This is a genomic window from Bradyrhizobium sp. SK17, assembly GCF_002831585.1.
Taxonomy (GTDB): domain Bacteria; phylum Pseudomonadota; class Alphaproteobacteria; order Rhizobiales; family Xanthobacteraceae; genus Bradyrhizobium.
Genome location: NZ_CP025113.1, coordinates 6,020,452 through 6,040,929, shown reverse-complemented (window position 1 = coordinate 6,040,929; position 20,478 = coordinate 6,020,452). Strand labels below are relative to the sequence as shown.

20 protein-coding genes are annotated in these 20,478 nt (G+C 64.4%); 11 read left to right on the top strand and 9 right to left on the bottom strand.

Going from position 1 to position 20,478, the window contains the following annotated elements:
• Positions 1-17: 17 nt before the first annotated feature.
• From CWS35_RS28005 to CWS35_RS27990, 4 genes are read left to right on the top strand one after another with little or no spacing between them, the layout of a single operon-like run.
• Positions 18-707, top strand: coding sequence for a Fe2+-dependent dioxygenase (locus CWS35_RS28005; RefSeq protein ID WP_100954918.1), 690 nt, complete (start codon positions 18-20; stop codon positions 705-707).
• A 3-nt stretch (positions 708-710) separates the two neighbouring features.
• The gene (gene exbB / locus CWS35_RS28000) at positions 711-1,763 is read left to right on the top strand and encodes a tonB-system energizer ExbB (protein WP_100954917.1); all 1,053 of its coding nucleotides are present in this window, start codon (positions 711-713) and stop codon (positions 1,761-1,763) included.
• Positions 1,764-1,766: 3 nt separating this feature from the next.
• On the top strand, positions 1,767-2,231 hold the full coding sequence (exbD, locus tag CWS35_RS27995; RefSeq protein WP_024582196.1) for a TonB system transport protein ExbD: 465 nt from the start codon (positions 1,767-1,769) through the stop codon (positions 2,229-2,231).
• 12 nt (positions 2,232-2,243) lie between these two features.
• Positions 2,244-3,038: a TonB family protein gene (locus CWS35_RS27990; RefSeq protein ID WP_024582195.1), complete on the top strand. Its 795-nt coding sequence runs from the start codon at positions 2,244-2,246 to the stop codon at positions 3,036-3,038.
• 209 nt (positions 3,039-3,247) lie between these two features.
• Here the strand turns inward: CWS35_RS27990 and CWS35_RS27985 are convergent, their stop codons facing one another.
• The gene (locus CWS35_RS27985) at positions 3,248-4,231 is read right to left on the bottom strand and encodes a DMT family transporter (RefSeq protein ID WP_200894420.1); all 984 of its coding nucleotides are present in this window, start codon (positions 4,229-4,231) and stop codon (positions 3,248-3,250) included.
• A gap of 77 nt (positions 4,232-4,308) precedes the next feature.
• Between CWS35_RS27985 and ftrA the strand changes: the two genes are divergently transcribed.
• On the top strand, positions 4,309-5,382 hold the full coding sequence (gene ftrA / locus CWS35_RS27980) for a transcriptional regulator FtrA (RefSeq protein WP_100954916.1): 1,074 nt from the start codon (positions 4,309-4,311) through the stop codon (positions 5,380-5,382).
• Positions 5,383-5,389: 7 nt separating this feature from the next.
• Here ftrA and CWS35_RS27975 read toward each other — a convergent pair whose 3' ends face one another.
• The 4 genes from CWS35_RS27975 to CWS35_RS27960 all read right to left on the bottom strand — a co-directional run bounded on the left by CWS35_RS27975 (position 5,390) and on the right by CWS35_RS27960 (position 8,983).
• Positions 5,390-6,610 (bottom strand): ABC transporter substrate-binding protein, encoded by a 1,221-nt coding sequence (locus CWS35_RS27975; RefSeq protein WP_100954915.1) that lies wholly within the window; start codon positions 6,608-6,610, stop codon positions 5,390-5,392.
• A 196-nt stretch (positions 6,611-6,806) separates the two neighbouring features.
• Positions 6,807-7,214, bottom strand: a complete 408-nt coding sequence (locus tag CWS35_RS27970) for a hypothetical protein (protein WP_100956723.1) — start codon at positions 7,212-7,214, stop codon at positions 6,807-6,809.
• An 87-nt stretch (positions 7,215-7,301) separates the two neighbouring features.
• A complete protein-coding gene (locus tag CWS35_RS27965) occupies positions 7,302-7,982 on the bottom strand; it encodes a site-2 protease family protein (protein WP_024582190.1) in 681 nt (226 codons plus the stop codon).
• Positions 7,983-8,068: 86 nt separating this feature from the next.
• The gene (locus tag CWS35_RS27960; protein ID WP_100954914.1) at positions 8,069-8,983 is read right to left on the bottom strand and encodes a DMT family transporter; all 915 of its coding nucleotides are present in this window, start codon (positions 8,981-8,983) and stop codon (positions 8,069-8,071) included.
• Between the two features lie 93 nt (positions 8,984-9,076).
• Between CWS35_RS27960 and CWS35_RS27955 the strand changes: the two genes are divergently transcribed.
• On the top strand, positions 9,077-9,946 hold the full coding sequence (locus CWS35_RS27955) for a LysR substrate-binding domain-containing protein (RefSeq protein WP_100954913.1): 870 nt from the start codon (positions 9,077-9,079) through the stop codon (positions 9,944-9,946).
• A gap of 98 nt (positions 9,947-10,044) precedes the next feature.
• On the opposite strand, the gene CWS35_RS27950 is transcribed toward CWS35_RS27955, so the two are convergent.
• The 4 genes from CWS35_RS27950 to CWS35_RS27935 form a co-directional block, all read right to left on the bottom strand.
• Positions 10,045-10,791, bottom strand: a complete 747-nt coding sequence (locus CWS35_RS27950) for an SDR family NAD(P)-dependent oxidoreductase (protein WP_024582187.1) — start codon at positions 10,789-10,791, stop codon at positions 10,045-10,047.
• A 22-nt stretch (positions 10,792-10,813) separates the two neighbouring features.
• Positions 10,814-11,545 carry an SDR family oxidoreductase gene (locus CWS35_RS27945; RefSeq protein WP_024582186.1) on the bottom strand — a complete coding sequence of 244 codons (732 nt, stop codon included), beginning with the start codon at positions 11,543-11,545 and terminating at the stop codon, positions 10,814-10,816.
• Between the two features lie 129 nt (positions 11,546-11,674).
• The gene (locus CWS35_RS27940) at positions 11,675-13,513 is read right to left on the bottom strand and encodes an IlvD/Edd family dehydratase (protein WP_024582185.1); all 1,839 of its coding nucleotides are present in this window, start codon (positions 13,511-13,513) and stop codon (positions 11,675-11,677) included.
• 212 nt (positions 13,514-13,725) lie between these two features.
• Positions 13,726-14,754 (bottom strand): LacI family DNA-binding transcriptional regulator, encoded by a 1,029-nt coding sequence (locus tag CWS35_RS27935; protein ID WP_024582184.1) that lies wholly within the window; start codon positions 14,752-14,754, stop codon positions 13,726-13,728.
• A gap of 205 nt (positions 14,755-14,959) precedes the next feature.
• Between CWS35_RS27935 and CWS35_RS27930 the strand changes: the two genes are divergently transcribed.
• The 5 genes from CWS35_RS27930 to denD all read left to right on the top strand — a co-directional run bounded on the left by CWS35_RS27930 (position 14,960) and on the right by denD (position 20,471).
• A complete protein-coding gene (locus tag CWS35_RS27930) occupies positions 14,960-16,027 on the top strand; it encodes an ABC transporter ATP-binding protein (RefSeq protein WP_100954912.1) in 1,068 nt (355 codons plus the stop codon).
• 119 nt (positions 16,028-16,146) lie between these two features.
• Positions 16,147-17,469: an ABC transporter substrate-binding protein gene (locus tag CWS35_RS27925; protein WP_024582182.1), complete on the top strand. Its 1,323-nt coding sequence runs from the start codon at positions 16,147-16,149 to the stop codon at positions 17,467-17,469.
• A 107-nt stretch (positions 17,470-17,576) separates the two neighbouring features.
• Positions 17,577-18,536, top strand: coding sequence for a carbohydrate ABC transporter permease (locus CWS35_RS27920; protein ID WP_024582181.1), 960 nt, complete (start codon positions 17,577-17,579; stop codon positions 18,534-18,536).
• Positions 18,529-19,437: a carbohydrate ABC transporter permease gene (locus tag CWS35_RS27915; protein ID WP_100954911.1), complete on the top strand. Its 909-nt coding sequence runs from the start codon at positions 18,529-18,531 to the stop codon at positions 19,435-19,437. Before CWS35_RS27920 ends, CWS35_RS27915 begins: the two co-directional genes overlap by 8 nt.
• A gap of 47 nt (positions 19,438-19,484) precedes the next feature.
• The gene (denD, locus tag CWS35_RS27910) at positions 19,485-20,471 is read left to right on the top strand and encodes a D-erythronate dehydrogenase (protein WP_100954910.1); all 987 of its coding nucleotides are present in this window, start codon (positions 19,485-19,487) and stop codon (positions 20,469-20,471) included.
• Positions 20,472-20,478: the final 7 nt, after the last annotated feature.

Here is a 20,478-nt window from a genome sequence, read left to right as displayed (position 1 = left end):
AGGCTTCGCGGCGGGAGATGCTGGTCTGTGTTCCCAACGTACTGAGCAAGGCTGATGTGGCGGACTTCCGCCGCATCATGGACGCCAGCGGATGGGAGGACGGCCGCTCGACCGCAGGCGCTGCGTCCGCGCTGGTCAAGCGCAACGAGCAGCTGCCGCCCGACAGCGAGGTCGCGCGGCAGCTCGGCAACCGCGTCCTGACGGCACTGTCGGCGAGCCCGCGCTTCATCTCGGCGGCGATCCCACTTAGAATCTTTCCACCTTTGTTCAACCGCTACGCCGCGAGCGACGGGCACCATTTCGGCTTGCACGTCGACAATGCGGTGCGCGGCGACAGGCTGACGGGCCTGCGGATCCGCACCGACCTCTCCGTCACGTTGTTTTTATCTAATCCAGAGGATTACGACGGGGGAGAGCTGGTCATCGAGGACCTCTATGGATCACATGAGATCAAGCTGCCAGCGGGAGATCTCGTACTTTATCCTGCTTCCAGCTTGCATCTGGTAACGCCGGTCACGCGGGGGATCCGGGTTGCGTCTTTTTTCTGGCTCCAGAGCATGGTACGTGATGCCCACGCGCGAAGCCTGATCTTCGACCTCGATACGGCGATCCAGGCGCTGGTGGAGCGGCTGGGGCGCGATGACCCTGAAACGGTCAAATTGACCGGCATTTATCACAACCTGATCCGTCACTGGGCTGAAGTGTAACTGATGATGACATCCAAGTTCCTCGCTGCATCCGCCATGGTCGCCGCCCTGGCGATGTCCATGCTGACCGCGCCGGCTTCGGCGCAGCAGCAAACGGCACCTGCCGCGCAGCCCGCGCCCGTGACCCGGCCTCAGCCCGCGCCCGCGGCCCAGGTGCCCGCCGCGCAGCCCGCGGCGATCGCCCAGCCTGCGGCCGCCGGCCAGACCGCGCCGGTGGCCCAGCCGGCGCCCGCGGTGCCGCAAGCGCAGGTTGCGCCAGCACCTGCGGCGGCTCCCGCACCGGTGGCGAATGAGGCATCCTTGACTGCCGCCGCGGGCGGCGATGCCAAATCGCCGAAGTCGACCAGCACCGGCCTGCACGAATTGTCGCCCTGGAATATGTTCCTGAACGCCGACATCATCGTGAAGGCGGTGATGCTCGGTCTCGCCTTCGCGTCGCTGGTGACCTGGACCGTGTTCATCGCCAAGATGGTCGAGCTGACCGTGGCGCAGAGCAAGCTGCGTGGCGCGCTGGCCAAGATCGCTGAATCGCGCTCGCTTGCGGAGGCGCAGTTCGCGCTCGGCGCCAAGGGCAGCGTGCTGTCGTCGTTCATCGCGGCCGCAATGCGCGAGGGGCGGCTGTCGGCGGGCATCTCCAGCGACAGCGGCATCAAGGAACGCGCGGCGTCGAGCTTCGCCGAGATCGTGCGTGCCGAGGCTCGCAAGATCCGCATCGGCATGGGCCTGCTTGCGACCATCGGCGCGACGTCGCCCTTCGTCGGCCTGTTCGGTACCGTCTGGGGCATCATGAACAGCTTCATCGGCATCTCGAAGTCGCAGACCACCAACCTTGCCGTGGTGGCGCCGGGTATCGCGGAAGCGCTGCTCGCCACCGCGATCGGGCTCGTCGCGGCGATCCCTGCCGTGATCATCTACAACCACTTCTCGCGCGTCACGAAGGTGTATCTCGAGCTCGTCAACCGCGCCTCGGGCGCGGCGGGACGGCTGCTGTCGCGTGATCTCGATCGCACCCACGGCAGCGTTCCGCATGGTGCGCGTGCCGCGGCGGCGGAGTAGGCGATGGCAGTCTCGATCTCCGAGAACGATGGCGACGACGATTTCGCGGAATCCCACGAGATCAACGTCACGCCGTTCATCGACGTGATGCTGGTGCTGCTGATCATCTTCATGGTCGCGGCGCCGCTCTCGACCGTCGACCTGCCGATCGATCTTCCGACCTCCAGTGCGACGCCGCAGAAGAAGCCGGACAAGCCGACCTATGTCAGCATCAAGCCCGACCTCACGCTGGCGATCGGCGAGAACGCGGTGAAGCGCGCCGACCTGATCAATTCGCTGGATGCGGTGCCCGACATGAGCCGAGACAAATACGTGTTCCTGCGGGCGGACCGGATGGTCCCCTATGGCGAGCTGATGGGCGTGATGGAACTGTTGCGCGGCGGCGGCTACACCCATGTGAAGCTCGTCGCGCTCGAGGGCGTGCCGGGAGCGCCGGCGGCCCAGCAGGCCGAGCCGGCCAAGCCCTGACGGCGAAGCGCGATGTCGACCAACCCCGATCTCGACCTGCGTACCTCGAAGCGGCTCTGGGTGATCGCCGCGGTGATGGCGGTCGGGCTGCATCTCGGCGGCGTGGCGTTGGCACTGGCAAATTTGCGCGGCGACGACGGCGACGAGGGACTTGGCGCGGCCGGCGCGGAATACGCCGTCGAACTCGCCTCACCGGATGTACCCGAGGAAGCAGCACCGCCCGGCGCGCCGGCTGACGAGCAGCAGGCCGTTCAGGAGATGGCGCAGCAGAAGGCAGAGGTGAAGGACACCGACCTGCCTCAGGAAAAGCCTGTCGAGGCCGACGACCCCGACCGCATCGTGACGGAGGACACCGCCAAGAAGCAGAAGGAGGAGGAGGCCAAGGTCGCCAAGGTCGAGACCAACGCGCAGGAAGCACAGCAGGCCTCGGAGCAGGCCGCGCCAACCAAGCTGGAGGACGCGCGTCAGGCCGAGACCACGAAGGCGCCAAACCCCGGCATCGGCAAGGACAAGCTTGCGATGACCGCCAGATGGGGCAAGAAGATCAGCGCCTATCTCGACCTGCACAAGAAGTTTCCGGAGAACGGCAAGGTCAAGACGGCGAAGGTCAAGATCGCGCTCGTGCTCAATCGCGTCGGCAAGGTCCTGTCGGTCGCGGTGCTGGAATCGTCGGGAGACGCCGCCTTCGACGACGCCGCGGTCTCGATGGTCCACCGTTCCGATCCGGTCCCGGCGCCGCCGGCCGACCTGACCGAGGATCAGTTCTCCTTCAGCCTCGACGTCAACTACAACAAGTCGAAGCAGTAAGGGCCGCGTAGCTCGCGAGGATCGGCAACCCGGGATCCTCGACGCGGATCAGAAGCTCCTGAGCGTCGAACGTGCGCACTTTCCCGTCATCGGGAATCCCCAGGCCTTGCCGACGGAATGCCGCGTGACTGCGCGCACCGCCAGAGATCGGAGCGACCGCCAGTCGCGTGATCAAGTGCGTGGGGAGCCGCTTCGCATCCGGCGACTCGTCATGCGCGAAGCCGCAAATAGAGATTGTTCAGGATCAAGGCGACGCCGGTGATGCATGCGCCCGCGATCTGGACCCGCGTCGGTACGACGCCAATGATCGCCGAGACGGTGAACGCGGTGATCGGCACGACGTCCATGAAGAGCACGCCGTTCAAAGGCGTCAAAATCTTGTTGCCGAGATTCCAGCACAGCACGCCGGCGACGCTGGCAACGAGGCTCATGTAGAGAAGATGCGGAATGATGAAGAGCAGATCGGCCGCTGCCGGCAATGCGATCACCTGCGTCAGAGCGAGGATCGCGTTGATCGCGACGATCGTGGTCAGGCCGAGCGACATCGTCATGGTGGTGTATTTGAGGGCCGACCAGCTTGCGAAGCGTGCCGCGCTGAAGGTGTAGATCAGCCAGAAGATCATTCCGAGCACGATCAGCGCGTTGGCTGAATAGTTCTGCGGTTCGTGCAGCAGCCCGCCGACATCCCCCTTGGTGATGACGAGCGCGACGCCGCCAAACGACAGCAGCACCAGCAGCAGCGTGACGGGCGGCGGGAGAACCCTGCGGATCACCGAGATGATGAGGATGCCGAGCAATGGTTGCGTGGCGGCCATGATCGATGTCGTCAAGGCTCCGTCGCGTCCGGCCAGTTGCTGGCCGAGAAACACCAGGAAACCGAAGCCGGCGAACCCGATCGAGCCCAGCAGCCAGGCGAGAGCGATCGGCTCACCCTTCAGGTTCAGCGCGTCCGGCCCTTCCTTGATCCTGAGCAGGACGAGCGAGATTGCGGCCGCGATCAAATAGCGCAGCGACGTGAAGGTGAAGGGATCGACATGGGAGAGCGCGCTCGACATCACCGGAAACATCAGGCCGAACGAGACCGAGGCGGCGAGGCAATACAGAGTCCCCCTGAGGTAGACGGCGCGCGCGGAGCCGCGCTGGATGTCTGCGGACATCGATGGTGCCGGCGACGACGTGGCGGCGTTGGTCATGAACTTCTCCAGGCATGGCGGTTCGATCGCGAGGCTCGACCGTGCGCGCGAGACGCCATTCTTGACCATTGGCACGAATGACATATATCGTGAATATCGTGCCAAAGTCGCAACATACGAAGCCGGCAGGCAGGGCCCGGCGGGACAGCGCCCGCAACAGGGTGGTCGCGCTGTTGGCCTATGACGGCGTCAATGCTTTCGAGCTCGGCATGGCGCTCGAGGTGTTTGGCCTGCCGAACATGGGCCGCGACTGGTATCGGGTCGCGGTGTGCGCGGAGCGGCCGGGTGTGCCGGTTGCGGCCGGGGCCGGCGTCAAGATCGTCGCCGACGTCGACTTCTCGTTCCTGTCGCAGGCCGGCACGATCATCGTGCCGGGCTGGCAGGACATCGAGGCGTCACCGCCCGAGGCGGTGGTCACAGCGCTTCGCCGCGCGCATGCGCGCGGGGTCCGCATCGCATCGATCTGTTCCGGCGTATTCGTGCTGGCTGGCGCCGGACTGCTGGAGGGCCGGCGCGTTGCGGCGCACTGGGCGCATGCCGAGCCGCTGGTGCACCGGCATCCTGCGCTGCGCGTCGATGCCAAGGTGCTCTATGTCGACGATGGGGACATCATGAGTTCGGCCGGACGTGCGGCTGGTCTCGATCTGTGTATCCATATCGTGCGCAAGGATTTCGGACCCGAGATCGCCAATGATGTGGCGCGGCGCCTGGTGATTCCGGCGCACCGCGAGGGCGGGCAGGCGCAGTTCATTCCTAATCCGGTGGTCCTTGCCGACGGCGATCCTCTCGCCGAACTCTGCGCATGGATGCGCAGGCATCTGGACCGCGACCTGACGATCGAAGGCCTTGCAGGCAGGGCGCGCATGAGCCGGCGCACCTTCATTCGGCGCTTCGAGACCGCAACCGGCATGTCACCCGGCGAATGGGTGCTGCAGGAGCGCATGACGCAGGCACGAGACCTGCTGGAAGCTACCGCCATGTCGGTCGAGGACGTCGCGACCGCGGTTGGATTCGGCACCGCGGATGCGCTGCGCCACCATTTTCGCACCCGCCTCGACACCAGTCCGATGCGCTATCGGTTGGACTTCGCCCCGAAGGCAAGGCCGCCGCTCAACGGGCCAGCGAAGCTGACCCGCCTGATAGGGCAATGACGACGTCTCAGTTCTTCTTCACCAGCGGACAGGCGCTCTTCTCGAGCGGCAGGAAGGCTTCATCCGCCGGGATGGTCGCCATCAGCTTGTAATAGTCCCACGGATACTTCGATTCCGACGGCTTCTTCACCTCGAACAGATAAGCGGGATGGATCTTGCGGCCGTCGACCCGGATCGAACCCTTGCCGAACAAGGGATCGTCGGTCGGCAACTCCTTCATCTTGGCAACGACGGCGCGCCCGTCATGCGGATTGCCGCCGAGTGCTTCCAGCGCCTTGAAGTAGTGGATCAGCGAGGCATAGACGCCGGCCTGCACCATGGTCGGCGGGTTCTTCTTGAACCGCTCCATGAAGCGCTTCGAAAAGGCGCGGGTCTGGTCGTTCATGTCCCAGTAGAAGCTTTCGGTGAAGTTCAGCCCTTGCGCGACGTTGAGGCCGAGCGAGTGCACGTCGGTCAGGAACATCAGCATGCCCGCAAGCTTCTGGCCGCCCGACACGATGCCGAATTCCGCGGCCTGCTTGATCGCGTTGGTGGTGTCGCCGCCGGCATTGGCAAGGCCGATCACCTTGGCCTTCGAGCTCTGCGCCTGCAACAGGAAGGACGAGAAGTCGGCGGTGTTGAGCGGGTGCTTGACGCTGCCGAGCACCTTGCCGCCGCCTGCGGTGACCGCGGCCGTGGTGTCGCGCTCGAGCGCCTGGCCGAACGCATAGTCTGCGGAGATGAAGAACCAGGTGTCGCCGCCGGATTTGACCAATGCCCGGCCGGTGCCATTGGCAAGCATGTAGGTGTCGTACGACCAGTGCACCGTATTGGGCGTGCACTGCGAGCCGGTGAGATCGGACGAGCCCGAACCGGAGTTCAGATTGACGACGTTCTTCTCCTTGGCGAGGTTGGCGATCGCGAGGCCGACATTGGAGGCCGCGAGATCGACGAACACGTCGACCTTCTCGACGTCGATCCATTGCTTGCCGATGTTGACGGCGACATCGGGCTTGTTCTGGTGATCGGCCGAGATCAGGTCGATCTTCCAGCCCTTCGCCAGCAACCCGGAATCCTCGATCGCCATCTGCGCCGCCACCGTCGAACCGGGGCCGCCGATGTCTTGATACAGACCGGACTGATCGCCGAGTGCGCCGACCTTTGCGACCTTGTCCATCGTCTGCGCCAGCGCATTGCCGGCGAACACCAGGCTCGTGGTCATGACCAAGGCTGCAATGGAACGCTTCATCTTCCCTCCAGTATGATTTTGTTTTTTGAGTTCCTCATTATGCCCGGCATCGGGCGCATCGCCTAGGGCAGTGGCGCAAGCGATCGTGCGCGATATTCCACGCTGCGGCGATTGAAACGGCCGTTACGCGCGACGGGATGCCGCGGTGCGAGCTGTCGATGATGGAAGCCGGAAATGAGATGTCGCGGCGACGGCGCTATTTCCAGTAGTAGCGGATCGCGACATAGACCACGACGAGGCACGCGAAGATCAGCGCAACCGGCAAAGGACGTTTGGCGTTGGGGTCGGATGTGGTCGTCTTCTTGGCCGGCAGGCGGCGGAACGCCGTGACGTTTCCGCTGTCGGCGACCGGTTCGCGCGTGCGCGCCGGAACCTCCGGCGCTTTGCCGGCGCCGCCCATCTCCGCGTAATAGGTGCGGTACATCTCCTGGATGGTGGTCTCGCCGGCCTCGGCCTCGCTCATCTGCTCCAGCAGCTTCTTGTAGATGGCGAGGAAATTCTGCGCTTCCGGGGGCAGGGCTGAGGCGCCGTTCAGCTTGGCCATCATCTTCCAGGTCGCAAAGTCCGCCCGCGCGCGGGTGTCGGCGCGGCGTGCAATCAGCATATCGGCAGCTTTGATCACCATGGCCTCGAAGCGTTCCTGTCCCAGCGCACGGCCCCGGATCAGCATCGGGGCATGCTTGAAGCAAAGCTATGTGTTTCCCGTAATCAGGAGAAGGGCGTTCGCCACATAGCCGGTCAGAGTTCGCAGTATCGTTGAAATAACATCAAGATTTAGGCCGACCTGCCTGCCGATCACCGGCAGCAGGATCAACAGCCCGATCAGGATCAGCATGCCGTAGGGCTCCAGCCGGGCGAGCGGGATCGCCAGCGGCCGCGGCAGCAGCCCGACCGCGACCCGGCCGCCGTCCAGCGGCGGGATCGGCATCATGTTGAAGATCGCGAGCACGATGTTGATCAGGAATGCGTTTTTCAGATTGTCCGCGGTCCATTTTGCCGCATCTGCCGGCACCAATGGCAGTGCGTGGAATGCCAGCGCCGCCGCGGTCGCCAGGATGATGTTGGTCACCGGGCCCGCCAGCGCCACCCAGACCATGTCGAGCTTGGGGTGGTTGAGGTTGCGGAAATTCACCGGCACCGGCTTGGCGTAGCCGAACAGGAACGGCGAATGCGCGAGCAGCAGCATGGCCGGCAGGATCAGCGTGCCAAAGGGGTCGATGTGCTTCAGCGGGTTGAAGCTGACGCGGCCGAGCTTCCATGCGGTGTCGTCGCCGAACCGGTGCGCGACGAAGCCGTGCGCGGCTTCGTGAAACGTGATGGCGATGACGAGCGGCAGCACCCAGACGGAGATGTCGTAGAGGGAGATGTTCAATTGCGTGCCGCCTTGGGTTCGCTTGGACCGGACCCTCAGGCTAACACGGATTCGACAACGGCATTGCCGGCGAGCGCTGCGATGCCTCAGCGCGTGTCGGGTGCGACGGCCGGCTTGGCCGCGCGCGCTGCTTGCGGCTGGGTGGTCGCGATCCAGATGCCGGCGAACACGGTGACGATGCCAGCCATCAGATTCCAGCTCAGCGGTTCGCCGAGCAGCGCTGCGCCGACCACTGAAGCCGCGATCGGGTTCACGGTGACGGAGATCGCCACCCGGGTCGGCGTCGTCCGCTCCAGCGCGAAGGCCCAGAGATAGAAGGTCAGCGCCGCGCCGAAGGCCCCGAGATAGATCGCCCCGAACCATTGCGCCGCAGCGAAGCCGGCAACCGGGGCGAAACTGCCGCGCAGCAGCGATGCGACGATCAGCACCGCCGCTCCGGCCGCCATCGCGAGCGTGGTGAAGGGGATCGGACCCGAGCGCCGGATGAAGGGTTTCGACCAGATGCTGTAGAGCGCCATGCACAGCGCGGCCGCGACCATCAGGAGATCGCCACGCCAGGCGCCCGGTGGTGCCGTGGCGAGCCCAGTGAGCAGGGCCATCGCGACGCCGAAGATCGTGACCAGGACGCCCGTGGTCTTGCGTGCGGTGAGCGGCTCGGCGCCGAGCGCGGCGGCGACCAGCATCGTCAGCAGCGGCAGCGTCGAGAGCGCGAGCGCGCCGCGCGCGGCCGTGGTGAAGATCAGCGAGGCGTTGAACAGGACCGGGAACGCCGCAAAGAACAGCAGGCCAAGGCCGGCGACGCCCGGCCAGTCGCGCGATGGCGGCCAGCTTCCCCGTTGCAGCAGCGCGAGCGGCAGCAACAGCACGACGCCGATGCCGAAGCGGAACGCGCCGATCGCCAGCGGATCGATCGTGCCGACCAGAAACCGCGTCGCCCCGATCGAGGTTCCGCCGAGCGCGCTCGACAGCACCGCCGCCAACACCCCCCAGATTTCGCCCATCCCGTTCGATCCCGCTGTTTTGCTTGCGCAATCTAGGGACACCGGCATAATCAGAGAATAGAATAAGATTGATCAATCAAATCACGGATTATTATGAGTTCGCCTGTTCTCGATCCGGATCTGTTGCAGGCCTTTGTTGCGGTGGCGGACCATCGTTCCTTCACCCGCGCCGCCTCGGCGCTGAACCGGACCCAATCGGCGATCAGCATGCAGGTGAAGCGGCTGGAAGAGCGGCTCCAGGCCGAGCTGTTTCATCGCAGCACCTCCAGCGTCGAGCTGAGCGCGGCCGGCGAGGGATTGCTCGGTTACGCCCGCCGCATCCTGAGCCTCAATGCCGAAGCGGTCGGTCGGGTGCGCGCGCACGGCACCGACGGCCGGGTCCGCCTGGGCGTGATGGACGACTACGGCACGTTGATCGTGCCGCCGCTGCTCAAGGATTTCATCGCCAACTATCCGCTGATCCATGTCGAGATGGAGACCGGGCTGACGTCGTCGATGACCGACCGGCTCGGCGAAGCCTATGATCTCGTGATCGCGATGCACCCGGAAGGGCGCGGCGGGGGCGAGTTGCTGCGCACCGAGCAGGCGGTGTGGGCCGCGAGCGCGGCGCATCGTGTCGAAGACATCGATCCGCTGCCGGTCGCGCTCTATCCGCAGGGCTGCCTGTTCCGAAGCTGGGCGATGCAGGCGCTCGACCAGGCAGGCCGGCCGTGGCGGCTCGCCTTTGTCAGCCACAGCCTGTCCGCGGTCGAGGCGATCGCCGCGCAGGGCCTCGCCGTGACCGTGGTCAAATCGGGCACCTTTCCGCCGACGCTCCGGCGCTTGAGCGCGCGTGAGGGCATGCCGCGGCTGCCGCGGGCCGAAATCCGCCTGCACCGCGCGCCAAACCTCGCGCGCGCTGCCTCGCTATTGGCCGACCATCTCGTGGCCGCGCTGCGGCAGCCGGCGAAACGAGCCAGCTAGAGCGTTTTCGAGCGAAGTGGATACCGGTTCGCGTGAAGAAAACGCGTCAACACAAGAACCTAGAGCCCCGTTCCGATTCCATCGGAACGGGAACGGCTCTAGTACGTTGCCCGGCCGCCGGAGATGTCGAACACCGCGCCGGTCGAGAACGCGCAGTCCTCCGACGCCAGCCACGCCACCATCGAGGCCAGCTCCTCGACCTGCACGAAGCGGGCCTTTGGAATCTTCGACAGCATGAAGTCGATATGCGCTTGCGTCATCTGGTCGAAGATCGCGGTCTTCGCCGCCGCCGGCGTCACCGCATTGACCAGGATGTCGTGCTGCGCGAGCTCCTTGCCGAGTGATTTGGTCAGCGCGATCAGGCCGGCCTTCGACGCGGAATAATGCGCGGCGTTCGGATTGCCTTCCTTGCCAGCGATCGAGGCGATGTTGACGATGCGGCCGTATTTCTGGCCGATCATGGTCGGCACGATCGCCCTGCAGCAGATGAAAGGACCCTCGAGATTGATGCGCATCACCCGGCGCCAGTCGTCGAGATCGGTTTCCCAGACCGGCTTGTTGGCGCCGGTGATACCGGCATTGTTGACCAGGATGTCGATCTTGCCGAAGGCCCGCAGCGTCTGATCGCGCGCGGCGTCGACCGCGTCGGGATCGGTGACGTCGGTCTTGATCGCGATCACGTTCTCGCCGATCGCCCGCGCGGTCTTCTCGGCCAGCGGCTGGTCGAAATCCCAGATCGCGACCCTGGCGCCGGAGGCGACAAAACGCTCGGTAATGGCGCGGCCGAACCCTTGGGCGCCGCCGGTGACGACGGCTGCGCGGCCGTTGAGATCGATCTTGTTCATGTTGAATGCCTTTGCGAGCCCATCAGAGCATGAAGCCGCCGTCGACGACCATGTCGACGCCGGTGGTGAAAGCAGCCTCGTCACTCGCAAGATACACAGCCATGGCCGCGATCTCGTCGGCGGTACCGAGCCGGCCCATCTTCTGGCGGGCGACGAACTTCTCGCGTCCGTCCGGGCCCGCGGCAGCTGCGCGCTCCAGCATCGAGGGCGTCTCGACGGTGCCCGGGCAGATCGCGTTGCAGCGGATGCCCTGGGTGATGAAGTCGAGCGCAACGGCGCGCGTGAGCAGCGAAACCGCCGCCTTCGACGCGCTGTAGACGTAGCGATTGGCCGGCGGCCGCAACGCCGCGCAGGACGAAATGTTGACGATGCTGCCGCCACCGCCTTCCAGCATCGCGGGCAGAAACGCCTTGATGGTCCGGTGCATGGATTTGACGTTGAGATCGAACGAGAAGTCGAAGTCTTCGTCGGAGCACTCCAGAATGGTGCCGTGATGCACGAAGCCCGCCGCATTGAGCAGGATGTCGATCTTGCCGACGCGCTTGGCGAAGCTGTTGACATCGGTGGTGCTGCGAACGTCGAGCCGCGCGGTCTCGGCGATGCCGTCCTTGCTGAGCGTGGCGATGCCGCTCTCGTTGATGTCGGTGGCGATCACGGTCGCGCCCTCGCGGGCGAATGCGATCGCGCATGCACGCCCGATGCCTGCCGCGGCGGCGGTGACGACGGCGCGCTTTCCCTTCAGTCTGTCTGACATGGAAGTCTCCTCGAAGTCCTGATTGGATTTGTTGCCGCCGTCATTGCGAGGAGAGAAGCGACGAAGCAATCCATACTTCCGCGGGGGAGAGATGGATCGCTTCGCTGCGCTCGCAATGACGATGCGGAGCTAGTGATTGTCGCGCGCGACGCCGACCCGGCCCGCGATGTCGTGGTAGCGCGTCGCGAGCTCGAGGCAGGCGCCGGTGGCGTGCTGGCCGACGGTCTGGCGGTAGAGCTCCTGCCACGGTGTCTGGTTGGCCGGGTGCGGGAAGCCGCCCTTGGCCTTCAGCTCGGCGCGGCGGGTGCGCAACTCGTCCTCCGAGATCATGATGTTGGCGCTGCCCTTGTTGAGGTCGATGCGCACCTTGTCGCCGGTCTTCAGGATCGCAAGCCCGCCATCGGCGGCAGCCTCCGGCGAGGCGTTGAGGATCGATGGCGAGCCCGAGGTGCCGGACTGCCGGCCGTCGCCGATGCAGGGCAGGGACAGGATGCCGCGTTTGATCAGCGCCGCCGGCGGCTGCATGTTCACGACCTCGGCGCCGCCGGGATAGCCGATCGGGCCGGTGCCGCGGATGAACAGCACGCAGTGCTCGTCGATACCGAGCGCGGGATCCTCGATCCGGTCGTGATAGTCCTCCGGACCCTCGAACACGATGGCGCGGCCCTCGAAGGCGTTGAGGTCCTTCGGGTTTGACAGGTAACGGTCGCGGAATTCCTTCGAGATGACGCTGGTTTTCATGATCGCGGAATCGAACAGATTGCCGCGCAAGACCAGAAAGCCGGCGTCCTTCACCAGCGGCTTGTCGTAGCCCCAGATCACGTCGCCGTCGGGCGCAGGCGCTTCCTTGCAGTTCTCGCCCATGGTGCGGCCGTTGACGGTGAGGGCGCCTTCATGGATGCGCTTGTGCTTGATCAGCTCGCGCACGACCGAGGGCACGCCGCCGGCGCGGTGATACTCTTCGCCGAGATAGAAGCCGGCCGGCTGCATGTTCACGAGCAACGGCACGTCGTGGCCGTATTTCTGCCAGTCGTCGATCGACAGCTCGACGCCGACATGGCGCGCCAGCGCGTTGATGTGGATCGGCGCATTGGTCGAGCCGCCGATCGCGGAGTTGACCACGATGCAGTTCTCGAACGCCTCGCGGGTCAGGAAGTCCGACGGCTTGAGGTCGTCCCACACCATGTCGACGATGCGCTTTCCGGTCTCATAGGCGATCTGGCCGCGCTCGCGATAGGGTGCCGGGATCGCCGCGCAGCCCGGCAGCGAGAAGCCGAGCGCTTCGGCGAGCGAATTCATCGTCGAGGCGGTGCCCATCGTGTTGCAATGGCCGACCGAGGGCGCCGAGGAGGCCACGATCTCGATGAACTGCTCGTAGTCGATCTCGCCCGCGGCAAGCCGCTCGCGGGCCTTCCACACCACGGTGCCGGAGCCGGTGCGCTGGCCTTCGTGCCAGCCGTTCAGCATCGGGCCGCCCGACAGCACGATCGCGGGCAGATTGACGGTCGCCGCCGCCATCATGCAGGCCGGCGTGGTCTTGTCGCAGCCGGTGGTCAGCACCACGCCGTCGAGCGGATAGCCGAACAGCACCTCGACGAGGCCGAGATAGGCGAGGTTGCGGTCGAGCGCCGCGGTCGGGCGCTTGCCGGTCTCCTGGATCGGATGGGTCGGGAATTCCATCGCGATGCCGCCGGCGGCGCGGATACCCTCGCGGACGCGGTGCGCGAGCTCGAGGTGATGCCGGTTGCAGGGCGACAGGTCGTTGCCGGTCTGGGCGATGCCGATGATCGGCTTGCCCGACTGCAATTCCTCGCGGGTCAGGCCGTAATTGAGGTAGCGCTCGAGATAGAGCGCGGTCATGCCCGGATTGTGCGGGTTGTCGAACCATTCCTGGGAGCGGAGCCTGCGGCCCTTGCCCTTCTTGGTCTCGCCTGCGGCGCCGTGCCCGTTGGTGTGGGGTTTTGTCATTGGTTTCTCCCGCAATGCAAACTCTTGATCGGCCCATTCAAGGGCTCTGGTTCAACGTTGTTCTACCTTGCGCAAATCGTCGCGCATTACAAACCCGAGCGATCACGCACAGGTGTTTCACTGGATGGATTGGACCTTAGTTGAACCATCTTGGTTGCGCTATCATTTTGTCATTTTCGTCTCCCGTGTGACGGGCCGGTGTCGGTCGGATGTCAGTTGCGTCGCGTCGAGCTTTGCCGTTCCATGACGCTGAAGCCGAGATCGACGACGGGGTCGGCAGGCCTGCGGCCTTCCAGCGTCTCGATCACCATGGTGGCGGCGTTTCTGCCCATTTCGTAGCGGTTGGTGCGCACGCTGCTCAGTGTCGGTTCGCTCGATGCCATGAATTCGAGGTCGTTGAAGCCGACGATTGCCATCTGCTCCGGCACCGCCACGTGCCGGCGCTTGCATTCGAACAGCGCGCCGAGCGCAAGGTCGTCATTGACGCAGAACACGGCGTCGATGTCGGGCGCCTTGGCGAGCAGGTCGGCAAACAATGTCCCGCCCAGCGTCACCGAGGTCGGTATCGCCGTGGTGACAATGAGTTGCGGATCAAGCAGCCCGGCGTCGGTCATCGCAGCGCGATAGCCGTCGAGCCGACGCTGTACCCTTGGATCCATCCGCGCGCCGAGGAAGCCGATCCGCCGGTAACCCTGCGCGAGAAGGTGGGCGATCGCTGCTTTTGCCGCGTCAAAATGCGAGAATCCGATCATCATGTCGATCGGCGAGGGGCCGACCTCCATGATTTGCACGATCGGGCAATCGACGGATTCCATGATGCGGCGGGAATCGGCGGTCTGATTGATGCCGGTCACGATCAGCCCTGCCGGCTTCTGGGCCAGAAACAGACGCAGCAGGCGCTCTTCCTGCAGGATGCTGTAGCGGGTGTTGGCGAGCTGAATGCTGTAGCGGCTGCCGTCGAGTGCGTCATAGATGCCGCGCAGCACGTCGGAGAACACGTTGTTGGTCAGCGACGGGATCAGGACACCGATCACCTCGGTGCGCTGCGACGCCAGCGCGCGTGCCGCAAGATTGGGCACGTAACCGAGTTCTTTTGCCGCACTTTCGACGCGCGCGCGCTTGCCGGCCGAGAGGGCTTCCGGATTCCTGAAGAAGCGTGAGGCCGTAATCGGGCTGACGCCGGCGAGCTTCGCGACTTCGGCGAGCCGGATCTTGCCTGGCATGATGCGTTTTCGGGCCATTTGCCGCTCATACCACGACGTTCGTCGCAGACAAACCGATATTGACAGCGCTACCAAGCGGTTGCTAATCGAACGATTGCCAAAACCAGATAAACTGCGGACAATAACTTCAGTCCAACAGTGCCGTGCTCTCCGCGCGGCCGGAACAAAACAGAGCGGTGGCGGCACTCGTCGTACGCCGTCGGGAACGTGAGGAGGGAAGTGGATGTCGTCGGTCCAGATTCGCGACGTGCGGAAGTCGTTCGGCAATTTTGAAGTCCTGCACGGCGTGACGATTCCGATCGAGGACGGCGAATTCGTCGTTCTGGTCGGCCCCTCCGGCTGCGGCAAGTCGACCCTGCTGCGCATGCTGGCGGGACTGGAGAACATCACCTCCGGCACGATCTCGATCGGCGACCGCGTCGTCAACAATGTCCAGCCCAAAGAGCGCGACATTGCGATGGTGTTCCAGAACTACGCGCTCTATCCGCACATGACCGTCGCCGACAACATGGGCTTCTCGCTCAAGCTGCGCGGCGCCAAGCCCGAGGAAATCTCGACCGGCGTCAAACGCGCTGCGGAAATCCTCGCGCTCACCCCGCTGCTCGACCGCTATCCCCGCCAGCTCTCCGGCGGCCAGCGTCAGCGCGTCGCAATGGGCCGCGCCATCGTGCGCGATCCGCAGGTGTTCCTGTTCGACGAGCCGCTCTCCAACCTCGACGCCAAGCTGCGCGTGGCGATGCGCACCGAGATCAAGGAATTGCACCAGCGGCTGCGCACCACGACGGTCTACGTCACCCACGACCAGATCGAGGCCATGACCATGGCCGACAAGATCGTGGTGATGCATGACGGCATCGTCGAGCAGATGGGCTCGCCGCTCGAACTTTACGACAAGCCGGAAAACCAGTTCGTGGCAGGCTTCATCGGCTCGCCCGCGATGAACTTCCTCAAGGGCAAGGTCAAGGTTAACGGAGCTGCCTATTTCGAGGGGCCGAACGGCGCCAAGCTGCCGCTGAAATCGGCGCCGGCCAATTCCGACGGCAAGCCGGCGGTCTATGGCGTGCGGCCCGAGCATTTCACCATCGCGGATGACGGCGCCGAGGCCGAAATCGTGGTGGTCGAGCCGACCGGATCGGAGACCCAGGTGTTCGCCAAGCTCGGCGGCGAACAGGTCGTCGCAGTGTTCCGCGAGCGCCATCTGTTCAATCCGGGCGACAAGGTTCGGCTCAAGCCGGATCCGGCGCTGGTTCATCTGTTCGACGATGGCACCGGCAAGCGGCTGAACAGCTGAGGAATGTGGCGCCCGCACTTGGCGACAGCGCATCCTCATGACGAGACTACCGGCCCGCCGTTTCTAGGCGGGACATGCGACGTCTGAAACGACAACCAAAAAACGGGAGAAAATTGCCAATGTCGATTTTTAGTACGGACCGCCGTTCGCTGCTCAAGGGCGGTGCGACCATGCTGGCTGCCGCGGCGACGATGTCGAGCGATCAGCTGCTCGGCTATGCCAAGGCCTGGGCGCAGACCTCGCAGTGGAAGCCGGAGCCGGGCGCCAAGATCAATCTGTTGCGCTGGAAGCGCTTCGTGGAAGCCGAAGACGCGGCCTTCATGAAGATCGTCGATGCGTTCCAGAAGGCCAACAACATTACGATCAACGTCTCCAATGAATCCTACGACGACATCCAGCCGAAGGCCTCGGTGGCGGCGAACACGGGGCAGGGCCTCGACATGGTCTGGGGCCTCTATTCGCTGCCCTTCCTGTTCCCGAGCAAGTGCGTCGACGTGACCGACGTCGCCGACTATCTCGGCAAGAAGTGCGGCGGCTGGGCGGATTCCGGCAAGGCCTACGGCATGCTGAACGGCAAGTGGATCGGCATTCCGGTCGCTGCCACCGGCGGCCTCGTCAATTATCGCGTCGCGGCCATGGAGAAGGCCGGCCACAAGGAATTCCCGAAGGACCTCGCCGGCTTCGCCGATCTCGTCAAGGGCCTGAACAAGAACGGCACCCCGGCCGGCATGGCGCTCGGTCACGCCTCGGGCGACGCCAATGGCTGGCTGCACTGGGCGCTCTGGGCTCATGGCGGCAAGCTGATCGACAAGGACAACAAGGTCGTCGTCAACTCGCCGGAGACGGCGAAGTCGCTCGAATACGTCAAGGGCCTGTACGACAATTTCGTGCCGGGCACCGCGTCCTGGAACGACAGCTCGAACAACAAGGCGTTCCTTGCCGGCCAGTTGCATCTGACCGTGAACGGCATCTCGGTCTATGTGACGGCGAAGAAGGAAAATCCGCAGATCGCGGAGGACATGAACCACGCCCATCTGCCGGCGGGTCTCGACGGCAAGACGCGCGAGCTGCATCTCGGCTTCCCGATCCTGATCTTCAATTTCACGAAGTATCCGCAGGCCTGCAAGGCGTTCACCGCCTTCATGCTCGAGCCGGAGCAGTTCAATCCGTGGATCGAGGCGGCGCAGGGCTATCTGTCGCACTTCCTGCTCGGCTACGACAAGAACCCGGTCTGGACCGCGGATCCGAAGACGACGCCGTATCGGAGCGTGGCGCAGACCGCGTCGACCCCGGCGGGAGAGGCGCAGATGAGCGAGAACGCTGCGGCCGCGATCGCCGATTTCGTCGTGGTCGACATGTTCGCGAACTATTGTACCGGTCGCGAGGATGTGAAGACCGCGATGGCTTCGGCAGAACGCGCGGCCAAGCGTATCTTCCGCTGAGCGACGGCCGGCGCTGCAAGGCGCCGGTGATCGGGATTGCAGCAATCGGAAGCGACACCCGGCCTGGACTGGTCGGGTGTCGCTGTCCGGTTTGGAGTTGAGGGCGAATGAGCACTGTCCAGACATCAATGCCGGCGCGCGCAGCCGCAACGGGTGAGCCGTCGGCCTGGTCGCGGCTCAAGGGAAACCGCAATTGGGCGGCGTTCTGGTTCATGCTGCCGACGGCGGCATTCCTGATCCTGTTCCTGGCCTATCCGCTCGGCCTCGGCGTCTGGATGAGCTTCACCGACGAGCGCATCGGGCGTGCCGGGGCCTTCATCGGGATCGAGAACTATCAGTGGCTGTGGGATGACTCGATCTTCTGGCTCTCGGTGTTCAACACCCTGCTTTACACGCTGATCGCAAGCGCCATCAAATTCGCGATCGGGCTCTATCTCGCGCTGCTCCTGAACCGGCACATGCCGTTCAAGGCGGTGATCCGGTCGATCGTGCTGATCCCGTTCATCGTGCCGACCGTGCTGTCGGCGATCGCGTTCTGGTGGATCTACGATTCGCAGTTCTCGATCATCTCGTGGTCGCTGATCAAGCTCGGGCTGATCCACACCAACATCAACTTCCTCGGCGACACCGAGTGGGCGCGGGCGAGCGTGATCTTCGCCAATGTCTGGCGTGGCGTTCCGTTCGTCGCGATCACGCTGCTGGCCGGCCTGCAGACGGTCTCGCCGTCGCTTTATGAAGCGGCCACGCTCGACGGCGCCACCAGCTGGCAGCGCTTTCGCTTCATCACCTATCCGCTGCTGACCCCGATCATCGCCGTGGTGATGACCTTCTCGGTGCTGTTCACCTTCACCGATTTCCAGTTGATCTGGGCGCTGACCCGCGGCGGCCCGGTCAACGCCACGCACCTGATGGCGACGTTGAGCTATCAGCGCGGCATCATCAGCGGGCGGCTCGGCGAGGGCGCCGCCATCGCCACCGCGATGATTCCCTTCCTGATTGCGGCCATCGCCATCTCCTGGTTCGGCATGCAGCGTCGCAAATGGCAGCAAGGATCGAGCAATGACTGATTCAACCTTGCAATCGAAGGCCATGGCCAGCAACACCGGCGATACCACCGAGGGCATGAGCTATCTGGAGTCGCTGCCGCGACGCCTGGTGACGCTCTATCTGCCGCTGTTCATTATCCTGGTGGTGCTGCTGTTCCCGTTCTATTGGATGGTGCTGACGTCCATCAAGCCGGACGAGCAGCTGATCGACATGGACAAGTTCAACCCGTTCTGGGTGGTCCATCCGACCTTCAAGCACATCAGCAAGCTGCTGTTCGAAACCCAGTATCCGCGCTGGCTCTGGAACACGATGTATGTCGCTGTCGGCGCGACGTTCCTCTCCATCGTCGCCAGCGTGCTGTCGGCCTATGCGATCACGCGGCTGCGCTTCAAGGGCGCGGAGGCCGTCGGCGTCCTGATCTTCTTCGCCTATCTGGTGCCGCCATCGATCCTGTTCATCCCGCTGGCATCGGTGATCCAGGCCTATGGGCTGTTCGATTCGCCGCTGTCGCTGATCCTGGTCTATCCGACGCTGCTGATCCCGTTCTCGACCTGGCTGTTGATGGGATACTTCAAGACCATCCCCTACGAGCTGGAGGAGTGCGCACTGATCGACGGCGCGTCGCGCTGGCAGATCCTGGTCAAGATCATCGTGCCGCTGGCGATTCCCGGCCTGATCTCCGCCTTCATCTTCTCGTTCACGCTGTGCTGGAACGAGTTCATCTACGCCTTGACGTTCCTGCAATCGACACCGAACAAGACGGTGCCGGTCGCGATCGTCAACGAGTTCGTCGATGGCGATATCTACAAATGGGGCTCGTTGATGGCCGGCGCATTGGTCGGGTCGCTGCCGCTGGTTATCCTTTACGCGTTCTTCGTTGAGCATTATGTGTCGGCCATGACGGGCGCCGTGAAGGAATAGCACGGCCCCATTCTGGAACTTGGAAGAACAAGAAAAGGAGCAGGCTCGTGCACATTCTGATTCTGGGCGCCGCCGGCATGGTCGGCCGCAAGCTGACCGACCGCTTGCTGCGCGAGGGCCGGCTCGGTAACCGCGACATCAGCAAGATGACGTTGCAGGACGTGGTCGAGCCGCAGAAGCCCGCGGACGCCAATATCCCGCTCAAGGTGGTTGCTTCCGATTTCGCCGATGCCGGCGCCGCGGCGCCGTTGATCGCCGACCGCCCGGACGTGATCTTCCATCTGGCCGCGATCGTCTCGGGCGAGGCGGAGGCCGAGTTCGACAAGGGCTACCGCATCAATCTCGACGGTACCCGCTATTTGATCGAGGCGATCCGCGCCGTCGGCGGCGGCTACAAGCCGCGGCTGGTGTTCACGTCCTCGATCGCGGTGTTCGGCGCGCCGTTCCCCGAGAAGATCGGCGATGAGTTCTTCCATACGCCGCTGACCAGCTACGGCACCCAGAAGTCGATCTGCGAGCTCCTGATCAACGACTACACCCGCAAGGGGCTGCTTGACGGGATCTCGATCCGCTTGCCGACGATCTGCGTGCGACCCGGCAAGCCGAACAAGGCGGCGTCCGGCTTCTTCTCCAACATCATCCGCGAGCCATTGGCAGGCGAGGAGGCGGTGCTGCCGGTCTCCGAGGGCGTGCGGCACTGGCATGCCTCGCCGAAGTCGGCGGTCGGCTTCCTGATCCATGCCGGCACCATGGACCTGAACGCGATGGGGCCGCGGCGCAATCTCAGCATGCCCGGGATGTCGGTCACCGTCGGCGAGCAGATCGCGGCGCTGGAGCGCGTTGCCGGCAAGAACGTCACCGCGCGGATCAAGCGGGTACCCGATCCGACCATCATCAGCATCGTCTCGGGCTGGCCGCGCGATTTCGCCACCGACCGCGCGTTGAAGCTCGGCTTCACCACCGCCGAGAAGACGTTCGACGATATCATCCGCATCCACATCGAGGACGAGCTCGGCGGCAAGTTCGCCGCTTAGTTTCGAT